Origin of the sequence: Jejuibacter sp. L23, from assembly GCF_050815825.1 — a bacterium.
GTDB classification, from domain to species: Bacteria; Pseudomonadota; Gammaproteobacteria; order Enterobacterales; family Enterobacteriaceae; genus Jejubacter; species Jejubacter calystegiae.
In genome coordinates, this window is the sequence record NZ_CP138199.1 from 2,966,018 (window position 1) to 2,985,228 (window position 19,211).

A 19,211-nucleotide genomic window follows, 5' to 3' on the forward strand; every position below is an offset into this window, starting at 1 on the left:
GATGTTATTCTGCGCGTTATGCGGTATGCCCGCGCTGGCAGACACGCCATTCCGCCTGAGTTCGCCCGACTTCACCGACAATGCCCGCCTTGCTCCGCGCTTCGCCGGTAACGCGCCTGACAATCCCAACTGTACCGGTGAAAATCACTCTCCGGCGCTAAACTGGTACGACGCGCCAGCGAATACCCGTAGCTTTGCGCTGCTGATGCACGACCCTGAAGGGGCGAAGGGGCTGGGCGTCACCCATCTGGTGGCCTACAACATTCCGGCATCCAGCAGCGGCTTTGTTGCCAATGATCTGCGTGACGGCAAGGGCTATACTGGCGGCACCAATACACCAGGCAACCAGCGCTGGCACGGCCCCTGCCCGCCTCCGGGCACCAGCCCTCACCACTACACCTTTACCCTGATAGCCAGCGATCTGGAGCCCAACTTACCTGCCGGACTCACCCGGGAAGCGCTGATGACGCGCCTGAAAGGCCACGCCCTGGGCGCGGCCAGGCTGGTGGGGCGCTTTAGTCAGTAGTCAGCCTGCACTTTTCAGGCAGTGACGTAATTCCGGCAGGCAGGAGCCGCAGTTGGTGCCACAGCGCAGTCGTTGGCCCAGCGCCTCGGTGGTGACGCAACCCCCGGCGATAGCGGCCGCTATGGCGCGCTCCCCCACGCCGAAGCAGCTACAAATTAACCGCCCTTCGCCGCCCTCTCCTTGCGGCGCCTGCCCGGCCAGCAGAGCGTGGCGCTGACTCGCATCGCCGCAAAACGCGGACGCCACCCAGGGGATATCCACCTCAGGCAGCCGCTCTGCGCTATAGAATGCCAGCATCAGGCGCTCCCCCTGCCAGGCCAACAGGTGCACAAACCCCGGTCCGGCGGCGTGCTGAATCAACCAACCGCGCTGCTGGCACTGCGCCCTGATCCAGCCTTCCGGGTCGCCTTCTCCAGCCAGATGATAATGATCGCAGCCCTCCATTGGTCGCCGCCACCACTGGATCTGGCTGTCAAAGGTCGGCGCTTCCCGGCACAGCAGCTCGCCCTGCCAGCGCGGACGCCAGGGCTCCACCCTGACCGCCGTCTGCTTACTTTCCGGTTGCCCGGAGTGCGGACAGCAGGCGGCACTTACCAGGGCGTTCACCCGCCCCTGACCGGCAAAGCTGTCGGTCCAGTGCATGGGCAGAAACAGCGAACCGGCGAGCTGCTCGTCACTCACCCGCGCCCGGACGGCGATCCATCCCTGAGGGGAGACGACTCGCGCCAGTCCCCCCTGCCTTAGCCCGTATCGCCGGGCATCAGCCGGGGCGATTGCCAGTTGCGGCTGTGGCGTATGGGCCATCAGCCGCGGCACCGCACCGGTGCGGGTCATGGTGTGCCACTGATCGCGCAGTCGTCCGGTATTAAGCAACAGTGGATAGTGGCGCCCAACCACGGCTCGGGGCAACTGCGGCTCAACCGCCACCAGCGCCGCCCGCCCATCTTTGCGCCAGCCTTCCCGTTCAATCAGCAACCGGTCCGTCCCCTGCGGATGCTGCGCCGTAACCGGCCACTGTACCGGTTTCAACTGGTCATACTGCTGCTGGCTCAACCCTGCCAGCGCGCTGATATCAAAGGCCCGCTGGCCCTGATTTTCAAAGCCGGAAAGCGCTGCATGCTCGCAGAAAATCTGCTGCGGATGCTGCCAGGCGAAGGCGTCGCCATAGCCCAGCCGCCGGGCTATCTGTGCCACTATCCACCAGTCGGCTCTGGCTTCCCCCGGCGCCGGTAAAAAGGGGCGCTGGCGGGAGATCCGGCGTTCCGAATTGGTCACCGTGCCGTTCTTTTCCCCCCACGCCAGCGCCGGGAAGCGTACGTGGGCATAGCGTGAAGTATCAGTCTGTGCCGCAACTTCCGAGACAATCACCAGCGGACAACAGGCCAGCGCCTGATTAACCCGCAGGCTGTCCGGCAGCGACACCGCCGGGTTGGTGCCCATAATCCACACCGCCTTAACCTCTCCCCGCGCAATGGCATCGAACAGCGCCACCGCATTCAGTCCAGGGGTCTGCGCAATGCGTTCGCTGCCCCAGAAACGCCGCAGGCGAGCGATATCTTCCGGCACAAAATCCATATGACAGGCCAACTGGCTGGCGAGCCCCCCCACTTCGCGGCCGCCCATGGCATTGGGCTGACCGGTCAGCGAAAAAGGCCCGCAGCCGGGGCGCCCGTAATGGCCGCTCGCCAGATGCAGATTAATAATGGCGTTGCTCTTGTCGCTACCGCTGGTGGACTGGTTAATACCCATGGTCCACAGCGTTATCATGCTGTCGGCGGCGCACAACCAGTCGATAAGCTGACGTAGCTGCGCTTGCGGCAGTTGGCAGAAATCGGCGCAGGCGACCAGATGCCAGGGCTCTGCCGCCGCCAGCGCCTGCTCCTGTCCGGCAAAGCGCACCGCCGCCAGCGGTTTGCGGCGCACCACCTCACGCAACAACCCATTAAACAGCGCCCCGTCGCTGCCCGGACGCAATGCCAGGTGCAGGTCGGCGCCATCGCAGGTGGCGGTGCGTCTGGGGTCAATGACCACAATTTTCATTTGCGGCCGCCGCCGTTTCGCCTCCAGCACACGCTGCCACAGCACCGGATGGGCCCAGGCGGCATTAGAGCCGGTTACCAGTAGCAGGTCAGTCTGCTCCAGATCCTGGTAGCAGCCGGGAACGGCATCGGCACCAAAGGCGCGCTTATAGCCCACCACCGCCGAAGACATGCAGAGCCGGGAATTGGTATCGATATTGGCGCTGCCGATAAATCCCTTCATCAGTTTATTGGCAGCGTAATAGTCTTCGGTCAGCAGTTGCCCGGAGGCATAAAATGCCACCGCCTGTGGCCCGTACTGTTCGATAATCGCCTTCATCTGCCCGGCAGCATAGTCCAGCGCCTGCGACCATGTCTGACGCTGGCCGTTGACCTGCGGGTACAGCAGGCGCCCGCTTAGCCCCAGGGTTTCTCCCAGCGCCGCCCCTTTAACGCACAGGCGCCCGAAACTGGCCGGATGGTCGGGATCGCCGCGCAGGCTGAGCGTGCCTTTATCGTCACGCTCCGCCACCAGCCCGCAGCCCACGCCACAGTACGGACAGGTGGTTCGCACCGCGCTCATGACGCCCGGGCCCGCACGATTAACGCCTGGCTGGCGACCCATACCTGGCCCGCTTCCACCTTCACCGGCCAGGCACGCACCGCCGGTGCGCCATCTTCCAGATTACAACCGTCGCGCAGCCGGATCTGCTGCTTATAGAGCGGCGAGATCACCATCGGTTCACCGTCGCGATCGCCAAGGATCCCACGGGAAAGTACCCCCGCGCCGTTGGCGGGCTCCAGGTTATCCAGAGCGAAGACCTGTTCGCCAAAGCGAAATAGCGCAATCTGCTGTTCGCCAAGCCGGGCGCCGATACCGGCATTTTCCGGGATCGACTCCAGTGCGCAGATGGCCTGCCAGGGGCGCGATGGCAGCCGTGCATCGGCCACCGTAATCTGCGCTGCCGGCTGGCGCTGACCGCGGAGCATCCGCGATTGCAGCCGTTCATCCGGGGTATCATCGTTAACGAACGAGCGAAACAGCGCCAGCCGTTCGGGGCTGTTAAGAGTGGTCTGCCATTCGCACTGGTAGCTGGCGATGACATGCGCCATTTCGCGATCCAGCTCGTCGCCAATCCCCAGGCTATCTTCCAGAATCACCGCCCGCAGGTAGTCGATGCCCCCTTCCAGGTTGTCCATCCAGACGCTGGTGCGCTGTAACCGGTCGGCGGTACGGATGTAAAACATCAACAGACGGTCGATAGTGCGGATCAGACTCGCGGTATCGAGATCGCTGGCAAACAGATCGGCATGGCGTGGCTTCATGCCGCCGTTGCCGCACACGTACAGGTTCCAGCCCTTGTCGGTGGCAATCACCCCCACATCCTTGCTCTGGGCTTCGGCGCACTCGCGGGTACAGCCGGAAACCGCCATCTTGATCTTATGGGGCGAGCGTAACCCTTTGTAGCGATGCTCCAGCTCGATAGCCAGCCCGGTAGAGTCCTGTACCCCGTAGCGACACCAACTGGATCCGACGCAGGATTTCACGGTGCGCAGCGACTTGCCGTAGGCGTGACCGGTTTCAAAGCCCGCCGCCAGCAGATCGCGCCAGATATCCGGTAGCTGCTCCAGTCGGGCGCCAAACAGATCGATACGCTGACCGCCGGTAATTTTACTGTACAGTCCATAGCGTTTTGCCACTTCACCAATGGCGATCAGACCATCCGGGGTGATTTCGCCCCCGGCCACCCTGGGCACCACCGAATAGCTGCCATCCTTCTGGATATTGGCGAAGTAGCGATCGTTGGTGTCCTGTAACGGCAGATGCGCTGGCTGTAGTAGATAGTCGTTCCAGCAAGAAGCCAGCACCGACGCCACCAGCGGCTTACAGATTTCACAACCGTGGCCGTGCCCATAGCGGCTAATCAACTGCTCAAAGGTGCGGATATGGTTAACCCGCACCAGGTGGTAGATCTCCTGACGTGACCAGGGGAAGTGTTCACAGATATCTTTTTTCACCTCCACGCCCCGGGCCGCCAACTGGCATTCCAGCACCTGTTTCGCCAGCCCCGCGCAGCCGCCGCAGCCGGTGGCCGCTTTGGTCGCGGCCTTTAAGGCGGCCATGTCCTGAGCTCCGGCATCCACGGCGGCGCAAATATCCTCTTTGCTGACATTGTGGCAGGAGCAGATCTGCGCGCTTTCCGGCAGCGCAGCAACACCCACGCCCTTGCGGGCCCCCCCCTCTGCCAGCGGCAGAATCAGGCTTTCCGGCCGGGACGGCAGTGCCATATCATTAAGCATCATCTGTGTCAGGGTCGCGTAATCGCCGCTGTCCCCCACCAGCACGCCCCCCAACAGCCGGGAATTATCCGCCGAGGTGACGATCTTCTTGTAGATTCCGCCCGGACCATCGCGCCACTGATAGCTCTGACTGCCCTCCGTGCGGCCATGGGCGTCGCCGAACGAAGCCACTTCAACCCCCAGCAGTTTCAGTTTAGTGCTCATATCGGCACCGTTAAATACCGCCGCTTCCCCAGCCAGGCCAGCAGCAGCCACCCGCGCCATCTGATATCCCGGCGCCACCAGCCCGAAGATTTGCCCCTGCCACAGCGCGCACTCACCAATCGCCAGGATATCGGGATCGTCGGTGCGGCAGGCATCATCGATCGCCACACCGCCGCGATCCCCCAGCGTCAGACCGCAATCCCTGGCCAGTTCGTCCCGGGCGCGGATCCCGGCGGAAAACAGCAGCAAATCGGTCTCCAGTTGTTCACCGTCGGCAAAGTTCAACCGCAACCGCCCCTGCTCTTCATCGATTCGCGTGGTATTTTTAGAGGTATGTACGCTGACCCCCAGCGCGGTAATTTTGTCGCGTAACAGCCCGGCACCGACTTCATCCAGTTGCACCGCCATCAGGCGCGGTGAGAACTCCACCACATGAGTTTCCAGCCCCAGTTGCCTGAGCGCATTAGCGGCTTCCAGTCCCAGCAGACCGCCGCCGATCACCACGCCGCGCCGGGCGCTGACGGCGCGTTCACGAATTGCCGCCAGATCGTCAAGGGTGCGGTAGACCAGACAGCCCGGCAGATTCTGCCCCGGAATCGGCGGCACAAAGGCCCGGGAGCCGGTGGCCAGTACCAGCTTGTCCCAGCGCACCTCATGGCCTTCTGCGTCCCGTACCACGCGACGCTCGCGATCGATTTCGCTGATGGCGCAGCCGGTACGCAGTTCGATGCCATGGCGTTCAAAGAAACCCGCTTCAACCAGCGATAGCGATTCAGCGCTGCGCCCGGCAAAATATTCGGAAAGATGGACCCGGTCATAGGCGGCATGGCGTTCGTCACCAAAGACCACGATGTGATAGCGCAGATGCAGATCCAGTTGTACCGCCTGCTCAAGGAAATGATGGCCGACCATGCCGTGGCCCACGACCACCAGCGTCTGTTTGGTTGTTAGCTCTGTCATTGTTTCGCTTCCTGCCGCGTCATCGCGCGGCGCTGTATGGTCGAATAACAGCGCGGTCCCCGCCGGGGTTCCGTGCTCCAGGTGTTCGCTCAGGCGCGCCGCCGGGCTGAGATCGCCATACAGCAGCGCGCCGCGCAGTCGTCCGTCACGCAGCAGCAGACGACGGTAGTGGTCGGTTCGGGGGTCGATGGCGGTCAGTAGCTGGTCGCCCGGCCGGGGTCGGGTGTCGCCCAGGCAGAACAGATGGATGCCGGTGACCTTAAGTCGGGTACCGGTTTCCCGGTAGCGGTAGCCCGTAAGCGACGTACCGGCCAGCCTGGCAGCCAGGATCTCCGCCTGCTGCAGCGCCGGAGCCAACAGTCCCGGACAGCGGCCTTCTGTCTCGCAGCAGTCCCCCAGCGCGCTGACCTGCGGCTGAGAAGTCTGTAGCTGTGCGTCCACCAGGATACCGGTAGCGCAGGCCACGCCTGCCCGGCGAGCCAGTTCTTGATTGGGACGAACCCCGGTCGCCATGACCACCAGCTCCGCCGACAGGCGTTCGCCGTCAGTGAGCGTGACACCGTCACTATCAATCTGGCAGATACCACTACCGGTCACACAGCGGATCCCCCGTGCTTGCAAATCCCTCTCCAACAGCTCCCCGGCACAGGCATCCAGTTGCGCATCCATCAACCACGGCTGACGGTGCACCAGGGTGACCTCCTTTCCGCGCTGGCGCAGTGCGGCGGCGGCCTCCACGCCCAGTAACCCGCCCCCCAGTACCACCGCATCGCCGGATTGGGCCAGCATGGCCGCCACATCGGCCCGGGTACGGAAAGCGTGAACATGGGGTAGCTGACTTCCGGGGATCGCCGGTATCTGCGGGCGGGCTCCGGTGGCAAACACCAGTTGGTCCCAGGCCAGGTGCCGATCCGCCACCGTAAGCGTCCGCGTCCTGAGGCAGACCGCCGTCACCGGCGTGCCACTCAACACCCGGATACTCCGCTCCCGATACCAGGCGGCATCATGCAGACACAGCGCTTCCTCATCGGTTTCTCCGGCAAGCAGCGGCGTGAGCTGGATGCGGTTATAGGCCAGTCCCGGCTCTTCGCCGATAAGCGTGATGGCATAGCGGCCAGGCGCCAGCTCCCACAGTCGCTCCGCCAGCCGCAGCGCCGCCATGCCACTGCCGATAATCACCAGTCGTTGCGCCATTGCCGCTCCTCAGGCCGCTTTCGGCTGCTTTTCATACAGAAAGTGGAGAATATGCTGTCGCAACTGGTGGTAGCGGCTGTCATCCGCCAGTTGAACCCGGTTGCGCGGCCGCGGCAGATTCACGTCCACTACCTCGCCCACCGTTGCCGCCGGACCGTTAGTCATCATCAGCACCCGATCGGAGAGCAGTACCGCCTCGTCCACGTCGTGGGTAATCAGCACAATGGTGGTATTCAGGCTGTTCTGGATGCGCATCACCGCATCCTGAAGATGAGCCCGGGTCAGGGCATCCAGCGCACCGAAGGGTTCATCCATCAGCAGCACTTTGGGCTTCATAGCCAGCGCCCGGGCAATGCCCACCCGCTGCTTCATGCCGCCGGAGATCTCCCCCGGGTGTTTATGCAGGGCATGGCCCATCTGCACCTGTTCCAGGTTATGGACTATCCACTCCGTCCGCTCGCGACGGTTCATGCTGCGCTTAAATACTTTGTCGACTGCCAGCGCCACGTTGTCGTAGCAACTGAGCCAGGGGAGCAGTGAGTGATTCTGGAACACCACCGCCCGTTCCGGGCCAGGACCAGCAATTTCGCGATTTTCACACAGCAGCCCCCCAGCGCTGGGGCGGTCGATACCGGCAATCAAATTAAGCAGCGTCGATTTGCCGCAGCCGGAATGGCCTATCAGACTCAGAGTCTCCCCTGGTGCGATATCGAAGCTGACGTTTTGCAGCGCCAGAAATTCGCCGCTGGCGGTGTTGAAACGCTGACTGACGTTCTGTACCTGGATAATCGGTTTCATAAGGCCCCCTTTATTCCGACCAGCTAAAGCGGCGCGCCAGCAGCATCAGTCCCTGCTCCAGCAGCAGCCCCACCACGCCGATAATGACGATGGCGACGATAATGTTTTCCATGTTGAGGTTGTTCCACTCGTTCCAGATCCAGAAGCCGATGCCCAACCCGCCGGTCAGCATTTCAGCGGCGACAATCACCAGCCAGGCAATGCCGATGGAAAGCCGCACGCCGGTCAGCACCGCGGGCAGTACCGCCGGAAACAGAATGCGGCGCATCACCGTCCATTCGGAAAGCTGCAACACCCGCGCCACGTTGAGGTAGTCCTGCGGAATGCGCCTGACTCCTTCGGCGGTGTTAATCACCATCGGCCAGATCGAGCAGATAAAAATGGTCCAACTGGAAGCCGGTTCTGCGCGCTGGAACAGCAGCAGGCCAATCGGCAGCCAGGCCAGCGGGCTGACCGGGCGCAGCAGCGCAATCAGCGGATTAAACATATGGGCCAGCAGGGTGAAGCGACCAATGGCGAACCCAAGGGGGATCCCCACCAGCGCCGCCAGACCAAAACCCACCGCCACCCGGCTAAGCGAGGCCAGCACATTCCAGCCAATCCCCATGTCGTTAGGGCCATCGCGATAGAAAGGGTCGGCAAACAGGACCCGCGCCGAATCCAGGGTGCTGAGCGGCGTGGGAAAGCCGCGACTGTTGATGGCCGCCAGTTGCCAGACCACCAGCAGAATGCCTAACCCCAGTAGCGCGGGAATCAACCGTTGCAGCAGCCGGTTGCCGCGCCGCCGCCAGTCCGGCGTCGCTTTTCGTACCGCCAGCGGCGGCAGCACGATCACTTCTCCTTCCCGCGTCGGAGCGGGGTTTTCTACGGTTTGATGCAGCGTTTTCATTACTTCCCCCTTAGCGTTTAATGGCAAAGCTGGCGGCATAGCGGGCGGGATCGCGCCCGTCCCACAAGGTGCCATCCATCAGGCGGCTGGTACGCAGCGTTTCGCCCGGTGGCGTAATACCGCCAACGGCGCTGGCAGCCTCGCGCCAGACATCATTACGGTTAATGCGTGCCGCCAGCGCCTGGTAGTCGGGCTCGTGTTTCAGCAGACCCCAGCGCCGGAACTGAGTCAGAAACCAGATGCCGTCGGAATGCCAGGGCCAGCTCACTTCGCCATCGCCGAAGTAGCGCATGCCGTGCCGGTCCTGCCAGCGATTGCCCAGACCATCTTCGTAGTCGCCGAGCATACGCGGCGCCAGGTACTGCTCTTTGGTATTGAGCCAGGCCCTGCGGGCCAGCTCTTTTGCGGTTTCGCGCCGGTTTTCCGGGCTGGCGTCCAGCCAGCGGGCGGCATCCAGCACCGCGGCCGTCAGGGCCCGGGCGCTGTTAGGATTCTGTTCCACCCAGTCCCGGCGGGTGCCAAGGATCTTCTCCGGGTGATCGGGCCAGATCTGCTGAGAAGTGGTGGCGGTATAGCCGATGCGATCGTTGATGGCGCGGGCATTCCAGGGTTCGCCCACGCAGAAGCCCACCATGTTGCCAATCATCATGTTCATCACCATCTGCGGCGGCGGAACCACCACGGTGCGCACATCGTTGAACGGGTGAATATCGTTGGCCGCCAGCCAGTAATAAAGCCACATAGCATGGGTGCCGGTCGGAAACGTGTGGGCGAAGGTATAGGTTCCCGGTGCCGACCCGGCCACCCGTTTCTTCAGCCCGGCGCCATCGACGATCCCTTTCTCCCGCAGGTCGGCAGAGAGCGAGATAGCCTGACCGTTATTGTTCAGGGTCATCAGATTCGCCATTCGCTGTGGCTTACCGGCAATGCCCAGCTCCAGGCCGTAAATTAGTCCGTAAAGAACGTGGGCGGCATCCAGTTCGCCGGAGACCAGTTTGTCGCGTACCGAGGCCCAACTGGCCTCTTTAACCGGCTCGATCCGAATCCCATACTTCTTATCGAACCCTTTAAGCGCCGCCATCACCACCGGCGCACAGTCGGTCAGCGGAATAAAACCTACCCGGATGGTGGTCTGCTCCGGTTTATCCGATCCCGCCGCCCAGGCAGCGTTCATCAGGCCGGGCAGCAGCAGCGATCCACCGAGTGCCGCCCCGGTCTGAATCAGCCGGCGACGCGAAAGGGTAAACGAGTTTTTAGGCATGGCGACTCCTGGTAAAAAAGACAAAAAAAAGCGCCCCGCGCTGCCTGATGGCAGCGCCGGACGCCTTTATCCGCTGACTCTGACACCGCCGTTGGCGCCAGGGCTCAGTCAATTTTTCTGTAAACTGTCACCACCGTTTTGCAAACCCCGTGCCAGTTCGCCGCAGCCCGCCAGCGGCGGCAATCAACGCTTAAGCGCCATGGACTGCACCGTCAAGGGGCGCAAACTGCCCGCCGATTGTGCAGTCAGTCGTCGGGCCATAGCCCGGAAAGGGTCAGCATAGCCCGAGCTATTTCCACCATGCGACGGTTCTGGTCCATCGCCAGCTTGCGTAGCTGCTGCCAGGCCTGCTCTTCACTCATCCCCTGATGGCGAATTAACAGCGCTTTCGCTTTATCGATAACTTTGCGCTCTTCCAGGGTGGTCTGTAGGGAGGCTAACTGACGGCTCAAAGTTTCCAGCTCCCGGGCCTGCTGGCGCACCAGCTGCAGCAAATGACGATTTGGAGGCTGGGCCATATCGTCGCTGGCATGGCTCGCCACCCAGCGGGCGAAAGCGGGTTCATCCTGGCTTTCTGCTTCCCGGACAGAGGCCAGCGCTGCCGCGGCCAGCGCCATCAACTGGCCGATCAGGCTTTCTTCCAGCTCACGCAGGGCATCGATACGTCGGGTCTGGAGCTCAAACCAGCGCAGGGTGGCCGTCCCCTTTCCCGGTAGCCGGGTGCAGGCGATGCGCCGTAGCTGCTCTGTTTCCAGACAGGCCTCGCCGCGCTGATGGAAGCGGGCCACGGTCACCGGATCCGCCAGCGCCAGAAACGAGGCAAAGCAGCGCTGCTGGCCATCGATACGATCCACCAGTTGCTGGCGCAGTTCTGCCGTGAAACTGCCCTCGGTGAAGCCAATGGCCCCCAGCGCCCGCTCCTGACCAACCAGCTCCTTCCCCTGCATAAAGCTGTAAAGCGCCGTCAGCCCCTGGACCACCTCCCGGGATTCCAGCGCTTCGCTGGCTTCCGGCACCAGGCTCAGCAGATGACGAATGGCGCAGTTGAAGCACGACATCGCCTCTTGTGCGGCGACCTCTCCCCGGCTCAGTCGCTGGCGCAGTTCAGGCAGTTGATCCAGCGCCCACAGGGCGCAGGCCAGTCGGGAACAAAAAGCGCCGCTCAGGGCCGCGGGCGGCGATGGCAGCCCCGCCTGAAAACCGGCCGTCGCCTGCTGCGTTTGCCGGGCGCTCTGCACCCGCTCCCGGGCGAACAGCTCACCGCCGGAGCACAGCCAGATATTGGAAGCGCCGCGTTCGCGCTGAAGCAGATGCACCAGATGGCTGATTTGCCCTGCCCAGTGGCCAATATCCAGCACTCGGGAAAGCTGGGCCTGCTGGCGTTCGCGTGCCGCCAGGAACCAGGCGCGCGCATCGCCTGGCGGCGGGGACGTGGTCGTCATATACTCCCTCCGAAATAACCGTTATTTCAGAGCAAGCAAAAGTCATGCCCGCCCGGGCAGGGAGAGAAAATGCAAAAGATCGTGATTATCGCCAACGGCGCCGCCTACGGCAGCGAGTCTCTGTTTAACAGCCTGCGGCTGGCCATTGCGCTGCGCGAGCAGAACATCCAGCCGGAAGTGAAGCTGTTTTTAATGTCCGATGCGGTGACCGCCGGACTGCGCGGCCAGAACCCCACCGAGGGCTACAACATCCAACAGATGCTGGAGATTCTGACCGCTCAGGACGTGCCCGTGAAACTGTGTAAGACCTGCGCCGACGGCCGCGGCGTCAGCGCCCTACCGCTGGTGGATGGCGTGGAGATAGGTACTCTGGTGGAACTGGCTGAATGGACCCTGGCGGCCGATAAGGTGCTGACTTTCTGAGCCATTAACGTTCCGGCGCCGTACCGCTGACGCCCTGAATGGCGCGCACCTCAGCCAGTAGATCGTCAAGGTTGCTGTCGTGCATACCGAGTTTGCCCAGCGTTTGCTCCAGCGAGAACAGATACTGGGCATTGCTGCCAAGGGGACCGCAGGCCGCGGCAATCAGCGGCGCCACTACCCGCGCCCGGGTGTCTGACTCATAGAGCGGATGGCGGGGGTCCATGGTAAACACCAACGCATTCACGGTACGGCCATCGTCCAACCGCAGCGGACACCAGCGCGGCAGATAACAGCCAGTGATCATCTCGCGCTTCCACAGTAGCGTCAGCTCCTGCTCCAGGGTCGCTTCCGGCAACCGGAAGGCCACGCCGGTGGTGCGGCCGCCCTCTTTAAGCGCCAGCATGCGCCCGGGCTGGCTGGCAGTGCCGCGCCCGGCGGTGAGCCGCAGGCAAAAAGCCCGGTGCCACCCTTCCAGAGAGCCGGTAGCTGACTCTTCATACTCCAGCGCCGGGTTCCACATCAGGGAGCCATAGCCAAAGATCCACACTGGCCCCCCGGGACGGCAGGCCAGGGTTGCGGCCAGCGATGCCGCCCGCTGTTCGACCGACCAAAGTAATGAAGATTCAATGGTACCAAAGGCGGTACTACAATCTGCGTTAGCTAAAAAATCGCGTGTGATCACCCGTATCCCCCTGCTTAGCGTTACTGCATCCCGGCCAGTCAGGAGCCTTCCCGGCTCGCGCATGCCCTGCCTGTGCGCGCGCTATTTCGACCATAGAAAATTACGGCGTCGCTGACAAGGGGCACTTTGATACTTTTTGGCCCCCCCGCGATATTATCCGTAACCTGACGGAGTACCCGCCTCCTGACGCATACTTTTTACTGATAAATCACCAATACCGGTTCTGAGTCGCCTTTTCCCTTATCATGACTGACGACACCAGCATGGGCATCTACACGCCAGATAAGTATCAACTGTCTGAATACGGGCACAAGTTCTGGGGGAAATCGCCATGAAAATCTTATCCTCGCCGCACGGCGAGTCATCAGCAGGGCTCAGACAGTTCTACAGACAATAAAATTATAACTCATTGATTAACGTATAATTTAAAAACTATTATGCGATTTATCAGGCGATTAAAGAAAATATCCCTAAAGCAGTAAAATTTAGTAAAAAAACGCAGCATTTAGCAAAATATCTGCTATTTTATCGAGTATTCATGGTTTTACTATAATGACTGCTGGTAACGGCAGGCTATTCACCTGCGATAATAGGGAGAATTACAATTGACAAAGCAGCATGAGGCGGTAAAAACCCGCCACAAGGAGACTACCCTCATCTTCCCGGTTGTGGCACTGGTGGTGCTCGCGATGTGGGGCTCCAGCCAGTCGCTGCCGGCCATCGCCGGTATTAACCTCCTGGCGCTGGTCGCCATTCTGAGCAGCGCCTTTAGCGTGGTACGTCACGCCGACGTGCTTGCCCACCGACTGGGCGAACCCTACGGCTCTCTGATTCTCAGTCTGTCGGTAGTGATTCTTGAAGTCAGCCTGATCTCGGCGCTGATGGCCACCGGCGACGCCGCCCCAACCCTGATGCGTGACACACTCTACTCTATCATTATGATTGTCACCGGCGGTCTGGTCGGATTCGCATTGCTGATGGGCGGGCGCAAATTCGCCACTCAGTACGTCAACCTGTTCGGTATTAAGCAGTATCTGATCGCCATGTTCCCGCTGGCGGTAATTGTGCTGGTGTTCCCCATGGCGCTGCCGGGGGCGAACTTCACTATCGGCCAGTCGCTGTTAGTCGCCCTGATTTCCGCCGCCATGTATGGCGTATTTCTGCTGATCCAGACCCGCACTCACCAGAGCCTGTTCGTTTACGAGCACGAAGACGAAGCGGATGACGACGATCCGCATCACGGCAAACCTTCTGCGCACAGCAGCGCCTGGCACACCGTCTGGCTGATCGTCCATCTGATTGCTGTGATTGCAGTCACCAAGATGAACGCCGTGCCTCTGGAAAACCTGCTGACCTGGATGAACGCCCCGGTAGCCTTCACCGGTTTCCTGGTAGCACTACTGATTCTGTCGCCGGAAGGGCTTGGCGCCATTAAAGCGGTGCTGAATAACCAGGTACAGCGCGCCATGAACCTGTTCTTCGGTTCGGTGCTGGCGACCATCTCCCTGACGGTGCCTACAGTGACCCTGATCGCCATTATCACCGGCAATGAGCTGATCTTCGCACTGGGCGCCCCGGAGATGATTGTGATGCTGGCCTCGCTGGTGTTGTGCCAGATCTCCTTCTCTACCGGCCGTACTAACGTGCTGAACGGTGCAGCGCATCTGGCGCTGTTTGCCGCCTATCTGATGACGATTTTCGCCTGAGTTGTAACAGGGGCCGCACCTGCGGCCCCTGTTACTTCGCCTCATCCGCCAGCCTCTGTGCCATACCTATCGCCTCTACCAGCCGCTGACGATTAACCCGCGGCGACGGCGTATCCAGCACTCGCGTCCATAACGTTATCGCCCGTGAATAATCGGCGTGCAGAAACGCATCCGACGCCAGCAGCATCAGTGCCGTCACTTCATCCGGCTCGGCCGCCAGCGAGCTATCGATCCACTGCCGTACCTCTGGCGTCAGCTGTTGCCCGTTCTGATAGTAAAGCGCCACGGCCAGCGCCGCATAAAGTCGGGCATCGCCGCCACGCAGCGTCAGCGCCTGACGATAAGCAAATAGTGCCTGCGGATAGCGGTCATCGAGCATCAGCCTGTCGCCCAGCAAAGCCCAGTCATCACCGCTTTGTGGGACGGGCTGAGATACCGACAGCGGCCGTTTTTCCTGCTGCGCCATCACCTTCTGCCAGCGTGGCGCCAGCGCCAGGCCGCAGAGTACCAGCAGCGTAATAACCAACAGAGTACGCCAGCCCCCCATGGTCATTGTCGCCTCCTGTGGTAACGCCACAGCGCCACCGCCAGGGCGACCAGCAGTAACGGCGGAAACAGCCACAACACCAGCGCCGCGCCGCGCCACGGCGGCTGGTAACGGACAAAATCCCCATAGCGTTCGGTCATATAGCCGGTGATCTCCTGCTCGCTCTTCCCCTGTTCCGCCATCGCGAAGACCTGATGACGCATGGCAACCGCCACCGGCGCTGTCGACTCCAGCAGACTCTGGTTCTGGCACTGGGGGCAACGCAGCCTGCCAGAAATCGCCAGCGCCCTGTCCTGTACCTCTGGCGAACTAAAGCGCCAGGTATCCACGACCTCCGCCAACGCCCCCGTCGTCACCAGGCACCACAGCATCAGGCTCCAGGCCAGTCTCCTCATTGCCGCTTTCTCCCCGCTCCACTAAATGCCGCACCCAGCAGCATCAATACCCCTCCCCCCCAGACCAGCCGAACGCCACTCTGTACATAAAGACGCACCGCATAACGGCCGGGGGCGGGTTTTTCCCCCACCAGCGCGTACCAGTCGCGCCAGCCGTTGGTGGCCGTATCCGGTTCAAACATCTGCTGCCCACGGACGCTATAAAAACGCCGCTCCGGCCGCAGGGTGGCTATCGGCACGGTATCATCACGCCAGACGCCGATGGTGAGCTGCTCAGCGCTATAGTTTCCTGCCGCCAGAAGACGTGTTTCCTGAAGCGTAAAGCGGTAACCGGCCAGAGTGACGCTCTCACCCGGCATTAGCAATACGCTCACCTCCTGCTTAAGTAACGCTGCACTGGCGATACCGGCAGCGCAGACTAATACCCCACTATGGGCCAGCCATGTCGGCCAACGGCCTCTGCGGCTTGCGGCCAGCATCAGCGCTATCCCCACCAGCGCGAAGGGCAACAGCACCAGGTTAAACCAGGGCGCCCCCACCGAGATCTGCCCACCGCCGGTCAGCCGGTACAGAATGGGGAATAGCGTACCGATCAACACCACCAGCGCACTGGCGACAAACAGCCACAGGCCCCCCACCAGCCAGACGCTGGGTGCGGGCCCGTCCGGCATCCGGCGGTAGCGCCAGGCGCTAACGGCAAACGCCGACAGCGCCCCCAGGCTCAATAGCGCAAACAGCGCCAGCAGCGGCAGCCCGCGCGTCTCATCCAGCGCAAAGGCATGTACCGACATTAATATGCCCGAACGCACGATAAAGGTACCCAACAGCGTCAGTAGCCCGGTCGCCAGCACCAGTAGCGTGGCGCTGCGGCTTAAATGGCCGCTGCGGCGCATAACGACCAGCGCGTGCAGACTGGCGATGCCGGTCAGCCAGGGCAGAAGCGATGCATTCTCGACCGGGTCCCAAAACCACCATCCCCCCCAGCCCAGCTCACTCCAGGCCCACCAGGACCCCAGGATCATACCGGCGGTCGACAGACTCCAGGAAATGGCCACGTTACGCAGACACAAGCGAGCCAGCGCGGCAGGCGCGGTCTGGCAAAACAACCCCGCCAGCAGTTGCGCCGCGCTAAACAGAAATCCGGCATAGCTCAGATAGAGCAGCGGCGGATGCATTAGCAGCGCGGGATGTTGCAACATGGGATTGAGATCGCGCCCGTCCAGCGGAGCGGGAAACTGGCGGGCGAAAGGATCGGACAGGGTCACAATAAACAGCAGTAGCGCAACCTGGATAATCGAGCCCAGCGCCAGGGTAAGCCCCTTACGACGTAGCCCCTTCCCCCGCCACCGCCACGCGGCTATCGCCTGCCAGACGGCAAGAGAGAGACTCCATAGCAGCAGCGAGCCTTCATGACCCCCCCAGGCCGCCGCCAGTCGGAACGGCAGCGCCAGCGCGCTATTGCTATGGCTCATCACGTAGTGAAGCGAAAAGTCATTCAGCGCCAGGGCCAGCAGTAAAATCAGCATGGCACCGCTCAGCAGCAGCGCCAGCGCAATACTGCTGCCCGCCCGCGCCGCCCCCCTGGGCCGCCAGTACTGGCGTAAACCGTCAAACAGTATCACCACGCTAAGCGCCAGCCCCAGCAGCAGGCAAAGATAGCCCCCTTCCGCCAGCCAGCTCCCCACGCCGGGCAGCACTGCAGACTCAGGCAAGGGTCATCTGCCCCGCGTAGAGAATATAAAAGCGCAGCATCAGGACTCCTACCAGAGAGCAGCCGCAGGCAATCGCCACCTGAAGCCCGGGCCTGCGCCGGATAGCCCAGCGCGCCAGAATGGGGGCCACAAATCCGAGCCCCACCACGCCCCACCAGAACCAGGCGCTCCAGAATCCCCCGCCCAGCGCCGCCCCGAACGCCCGGACTTTACCGTCGTCCCCCAGCCACAGCCCGGCAAAAAAGGCCACCAGCAGAAAAATCTCCATTGCCAGGATCGGCATTTCCAGGCCATGGAGCCAGTGCAGAGTCCTGGCATGCCGCTCCCGGGCAGCCGCCAGCATGGCGACGGCAAGACCCGATGACAGCCCGGAAAACAGAAACAGCGCGGGTAACACGGGATGGTTAAGCATGGGGCGGGAGGTCAATACCGACAGCAGAAAGCCGGTATAAGCCCCCAGCAGCAGCGCCAGCCCCAGCATCAGATGTTCCAGCGGTCGCAGCCAGCGCTGAAACCTCTCCAGTAGCGCAACGGCGGGCAACAGCGGCGGCAGCCAACGCCGTACCAGCGCGTTGAGCGGCGCGCGGAACACCACCGCCAGCCACGCCGCCAGCGTCAGCATATAGATCTGAAACAACATCACCCCCATCGACATCACCGAGGTCAGGCTGTAGTGAAACATCAGCTTCCAGAAGGCCCAGGGGCGGGTCAGATGGAAGATGAGTATCAGCAGACCCAGTATCACCGACAGCGGCGCCACCCACAGCGTGGCGCGCATCACCGGACTCTGCGGCTCTCCCGCTTCCGGAAGCCCGCGACGCAGCATAATCGCCACCATCACCAACCCCGCCGATATGCCAATCAGAAACAGATAGACGGCAATGGGCCAGTCCCAGACAAGTCCTTCAAAATGAAACGCCGATCTCATAGTTTCACCTCGCCATAGCGGAAGGGGACCCGGTAGAGTTTGGGGAGCGTGCCCAACGCCGGTTTGTAGCGATAGGTGATGCGCGCCGCAATAAGCCGTGCGATGTCGCTTTGTGGATCCTCAAGGTTGCCGAAGATCAACGCCTTTGTCGGGCAGGCTTCAACGCAGGCGGGCTGCTGCCCCTGCCGGAGACGGGTTTTACGGCAAAAATCACACTTATCGGCAACCCGGGTTTCGGGATGAATAAAACGTACCTGATACGGGCAGGCCACGATGCAGTACTGACAACCCACGCAGAGATCGGCATGGACATCGACGATCCCCGTCGCCATATCGCGATATGAGGCGCCAGTGGGACAGACCGCCACGCAGGGAGCGCGATCGCAGTGCTGGCAGGAGTGGCGGAAGAAGCGATAGCGAGCTTCGGGAAACGCCCCTGTGGGGCCACTGCGAATAATCTCCAGCCGCGAGACTGATTCGGGTACCTGATTCACCGTCCGACAGGCATCCATACAGGCAGTACAGCCAATACAGCGCGTTTCATCATGCACCATGCCAAGGCGCACACCAGCCCGGTTCTTGCTCTGGGCCAGCACCAGCGGTATGGAAAGCCCCCCTACCGCCAGTACGCCAGCCCCGGCCAGAAAACGACGACGGGAACAGCTCATGGCCGCTCCTTATCCGGCCAGACCGAGGCCGGATTAAAAGCCGGATTGCCCTGCTGTTCGCGGTGGCAGTCCACACACAGCCTGACCCTGGCCTTATCGTTCAGCATCGTCACCCTATCCTTGTCCGGATGTAACCGGTGACAGCCCGAACAGGTCAGCGTGGCGGCATGCACGTCATGGGGCCAGAAAGCCTCCCTTAACGCTTCCGGCTGATGGCATGCGAAGCAGACGCTGTTCTGTTGCTCCACGCTAAAAGCCGGGTCGTTATAGCGCATCACGTCCTTTGCCCCTTCGCGATGTCGGGGACCTGGCCTGCCGTGGCAGTCTGTACAGGTCACCGGCAGACCATTATTGGGGTTGGTTGCCCGGGCATGTTGCCCCAGCATCCCCTGCTGGTGGGACTTATGGCAATCCAGGCAGGCCTGGTCCCGGCTGCGCTGTAGCTCGACCCCGGTATCCGCACGGGCCAGGGACAACAGCATCAGCCACAGGCAGCCAAAACCGACCGTTAATAACCAACGCATCGTACGCATATTCACTCCGCTCCGTGGTGTGCC

16 protein-coding genes are annotated in these 19,211 nt (G+C 61.9%); 3 read left to right on the top strand and 13 right to left on the bottom strand.

Going from position 1 to position 19,211, the window contains the following annotated elements; translation table 11 throughout:
* Position 1: 1 nt before the first annotated feature.
* On the top strand, positions 2-526 hold the full coding sequence (locus tag SCU88_RS13755; RefSeq protein ID WP_431810168.1) for a YbhB/YbcL family Raf kinase inhibitor-like protein: 525 nt from the start codon (positions 2-4) through the stop codon (positions 524-526).
* Here the strand turns inward: SCU88_RS13755 and SCU88_RS13760 are convergent, their stop codons facing one another.
* The 6 genes from SCU88_RS13760 to SCU88_RS13785 all read right to left on the bottom strand — a co-directional run bounded on the left by SCU88_RS13760 (position 527) and on the right by SCU88_RS13785 (position 11,593).
* Positions 527-3,127: a molybdopterin-dependent oxidoreductase gene (locus SCU88_RS13760; RefSeq protein WP_175340669.1), complete on the bottom strand. Its 2,601-nt coding sequence runs from the start codon at positions 3,125-3,127 to the stop codon at positions 527-529.
* A complete protein-coding gene (gene nirB / locus SCU88_RS13765) occupies positions 3,124-7,203 on the bottom strand; it encodes a nitrite reductase large subunit NirB (RefSeq protein WP_175340642.1) in 4,080 nt (1,359 codons plus the stop codon). Before nirB ends, SCU88_RS13760 begins: the two co-directional genes overlap by 4 nt.
* Before the next feature lie 9 nt (positions 7,204-7,212).
* Positions 7,213-8,001: a nitrate ABC transporter ATP-binding protein gene (locus SCU88_RS13770; RefSeq protein ID WP_175340643.1), complete on the bottom strand. Its 789-nt coding sequence runs from the start codon at positions 7,999-8,001 to the stop codon at positions 7,213-7,215.
* A 10-nt stretch (positions 8,002-8,011) separates the two neighbouring features.
* Positions 8,012-8,890, bottom strand: coding sequence for a nitrate ABC transporter permease (ntrB, locus tag SCU88_RS13775; protein WP_175340644.1), 879 nt, complete (start codon positions 8,888-8,890; stop codon positions 8,012-8,014).
* A 10-nt stretch (positions 8,891-8,900) separates the two neighbouring features.
* Positions 8,901-10,151 carry an ABC transporter substrate-binding protein gene (locus SCU88_RS13780; protein ID WP_175340645.1) on the bottom strand — a complete coding sequence of 417 codons (1,251 nt, stop codon included), beginning with the start codon at positions 10,149-10,151 and terminating at the stop codon, positions 8,901-8,903.
* Positions 10,152-10,396: 245 nt separating this feature from the next.
* Positions 10,397-11,593 carry a nitrate- and nitrite sensing domain-containing protein gene (locus tag SCU88_RS13785; protein WP_175340646.1) on the bottom strand — a complete coding sequence of 399 codons (1,197 nt, stop codon included), beginning with the start codon at positions 11,591-11,593 and terminating at the stop codon, positions 10,397-10,399.
* A gap of 69 nt (positions 11,594-11,662) precedes the next feature.
* On the opposite strand from SCU88_RS13785, the gene SCU88_RS13790 reads away from it, so the two are divergent.
* Positions 11,663-12,016: a DsrE/DsrF/TusD sulfur relay family protein gene (locus SCU88_RS13790; protein WP_138097792.1), complete on the top strand. Its 354-nt coding sequence runs from the start codon at positions 11,663-11,665 to the stop codon at positions 12,014-12,016.
* A gap of 4 nt (positions 12,017-12,020) precedes the next feature.
* Here SCU88_RS13790 and SCU88_RS13795 read toward each other — a convergent pair whose 3' ends face one another.
* Positions 12,021-12,698 carry a gamma-glutamylcyclotransferase gene (locus SCU88_RS13795; protein WP_138097793.1) on the bottom strand — a complete coding sequence of 226 codons (678 nt, stop codon included), beginning with the start codon at positions 12,696-12,698 and terminating at the stop codon, positions 12,021-12,023.
* 605 nt (positions 12,699-13,303) lie between these two features.
* Between SCU88_RS13795 and chaA the strand changes: the two genes are divergently transcribed.
* The gene (chaA, locus tag SCU88_RS13800) at positions 13,304-14,404 is read left to right on the top strand and encodes a sodium-potassium/proton antiporter ChaA (RefSeq protein ID WP_138097794.1); all 1,101 of its coding nucleotides are present in this window, start codon (positions 13,304-13,306) and stop codon (positions 14,402-14,404) included.
* Between the two features lie 31 nt (positions 14,405-14,435).
* On the opposite strand, the gene SCU88_RS13805 is transcribed toward chaA, so the two are convergent.
* The 6 genes from SCU88_RS13805 to nrfB are packed head-to-tail and all read right to left on the bottom strand — an operon-like array spanning position 14,436 to position 19,187.
* Positions 14,436-14,981 (bottom strand): TPR domain-containing protein, encoded by a 546-nt coding sequence (locus tag SCU88_RS13805; protein ID WP_431810012.1) that lies wholly within the window; start codon positions 14,979-14,981, stop codon positions 14,436-14,438.
* Positions 14,954-15,346: a heme lyase NrfEFG subunit NrfF gene (gene nrfF / locus SCU88_RS13810; RefSeq protein WP_175340647.1), complete on the bottom strand. Its 393-nt coding sequence runs from the start codon at positions 15,344-15,346 to the stop codon at positions 14,954-14,956. The genes SCU88_RS13805 and nrfF overlap by 28 nt, the downstream gene beginning before the upstream one ends.
* On the bottom strand, positions 15,343-17,040 hold the full coding sequence (gene nrfE / locus SCU88_RS13815; protein WP_431810169.1) for a heme lyase NrfEFG subunit NrfE: 1,698 nt from the start codon (positions 17,038-17,040) through the stop codon (positions 15,343-15,345). Before nrfE ends, nrfF begins: the two co-directional genes overlap by 4 nt.
* 10 nt (positions 17,041-17,050) lie before the next feature.
* On the bottom strand, positions 17,051-17,986 hold the full coding sequence (gene nrfD / locus SCU88_RS13820) for a cytochrome c nitrite reductase subunit NrfD (RefSeq protein ID WP_138097795.1): 936 nt from the start codon (positions 17,984-17,986) through the stop codon (positions 17,051-17,053).
* A complete protein-coding gene (locus tag SCU88_RS13825; RefSeq protein ID WP_138097796.1) occupies positions 17,983-18,654 on the bottom strand; it encodes a 4Fe-4S dicluster domain-containing protein in 672 nt (223 codons plus the stop codon). The genes nrfD and SCU88_RS13825 overlap by 4 nt, the downstream gene beginning before the upstream one ends.
* Positions 18,651-19,187, bottom strand: coding sequence for a cytochrome c nitrite reductase pentaheme subunit (gene nrfB / locus SCU88_RS13830; protein WP_175340648.1), 537 nt, complete (start codon positions 19,185-19,187; stop codon positions 18,651-18,653). The genes SCU88_RS13825 and nrfB overlap by 4 nt, the downstream gene beginning before the upstream one ends.
* Positions 19,188-19,211: the final 24 nt, after the last annotated feature.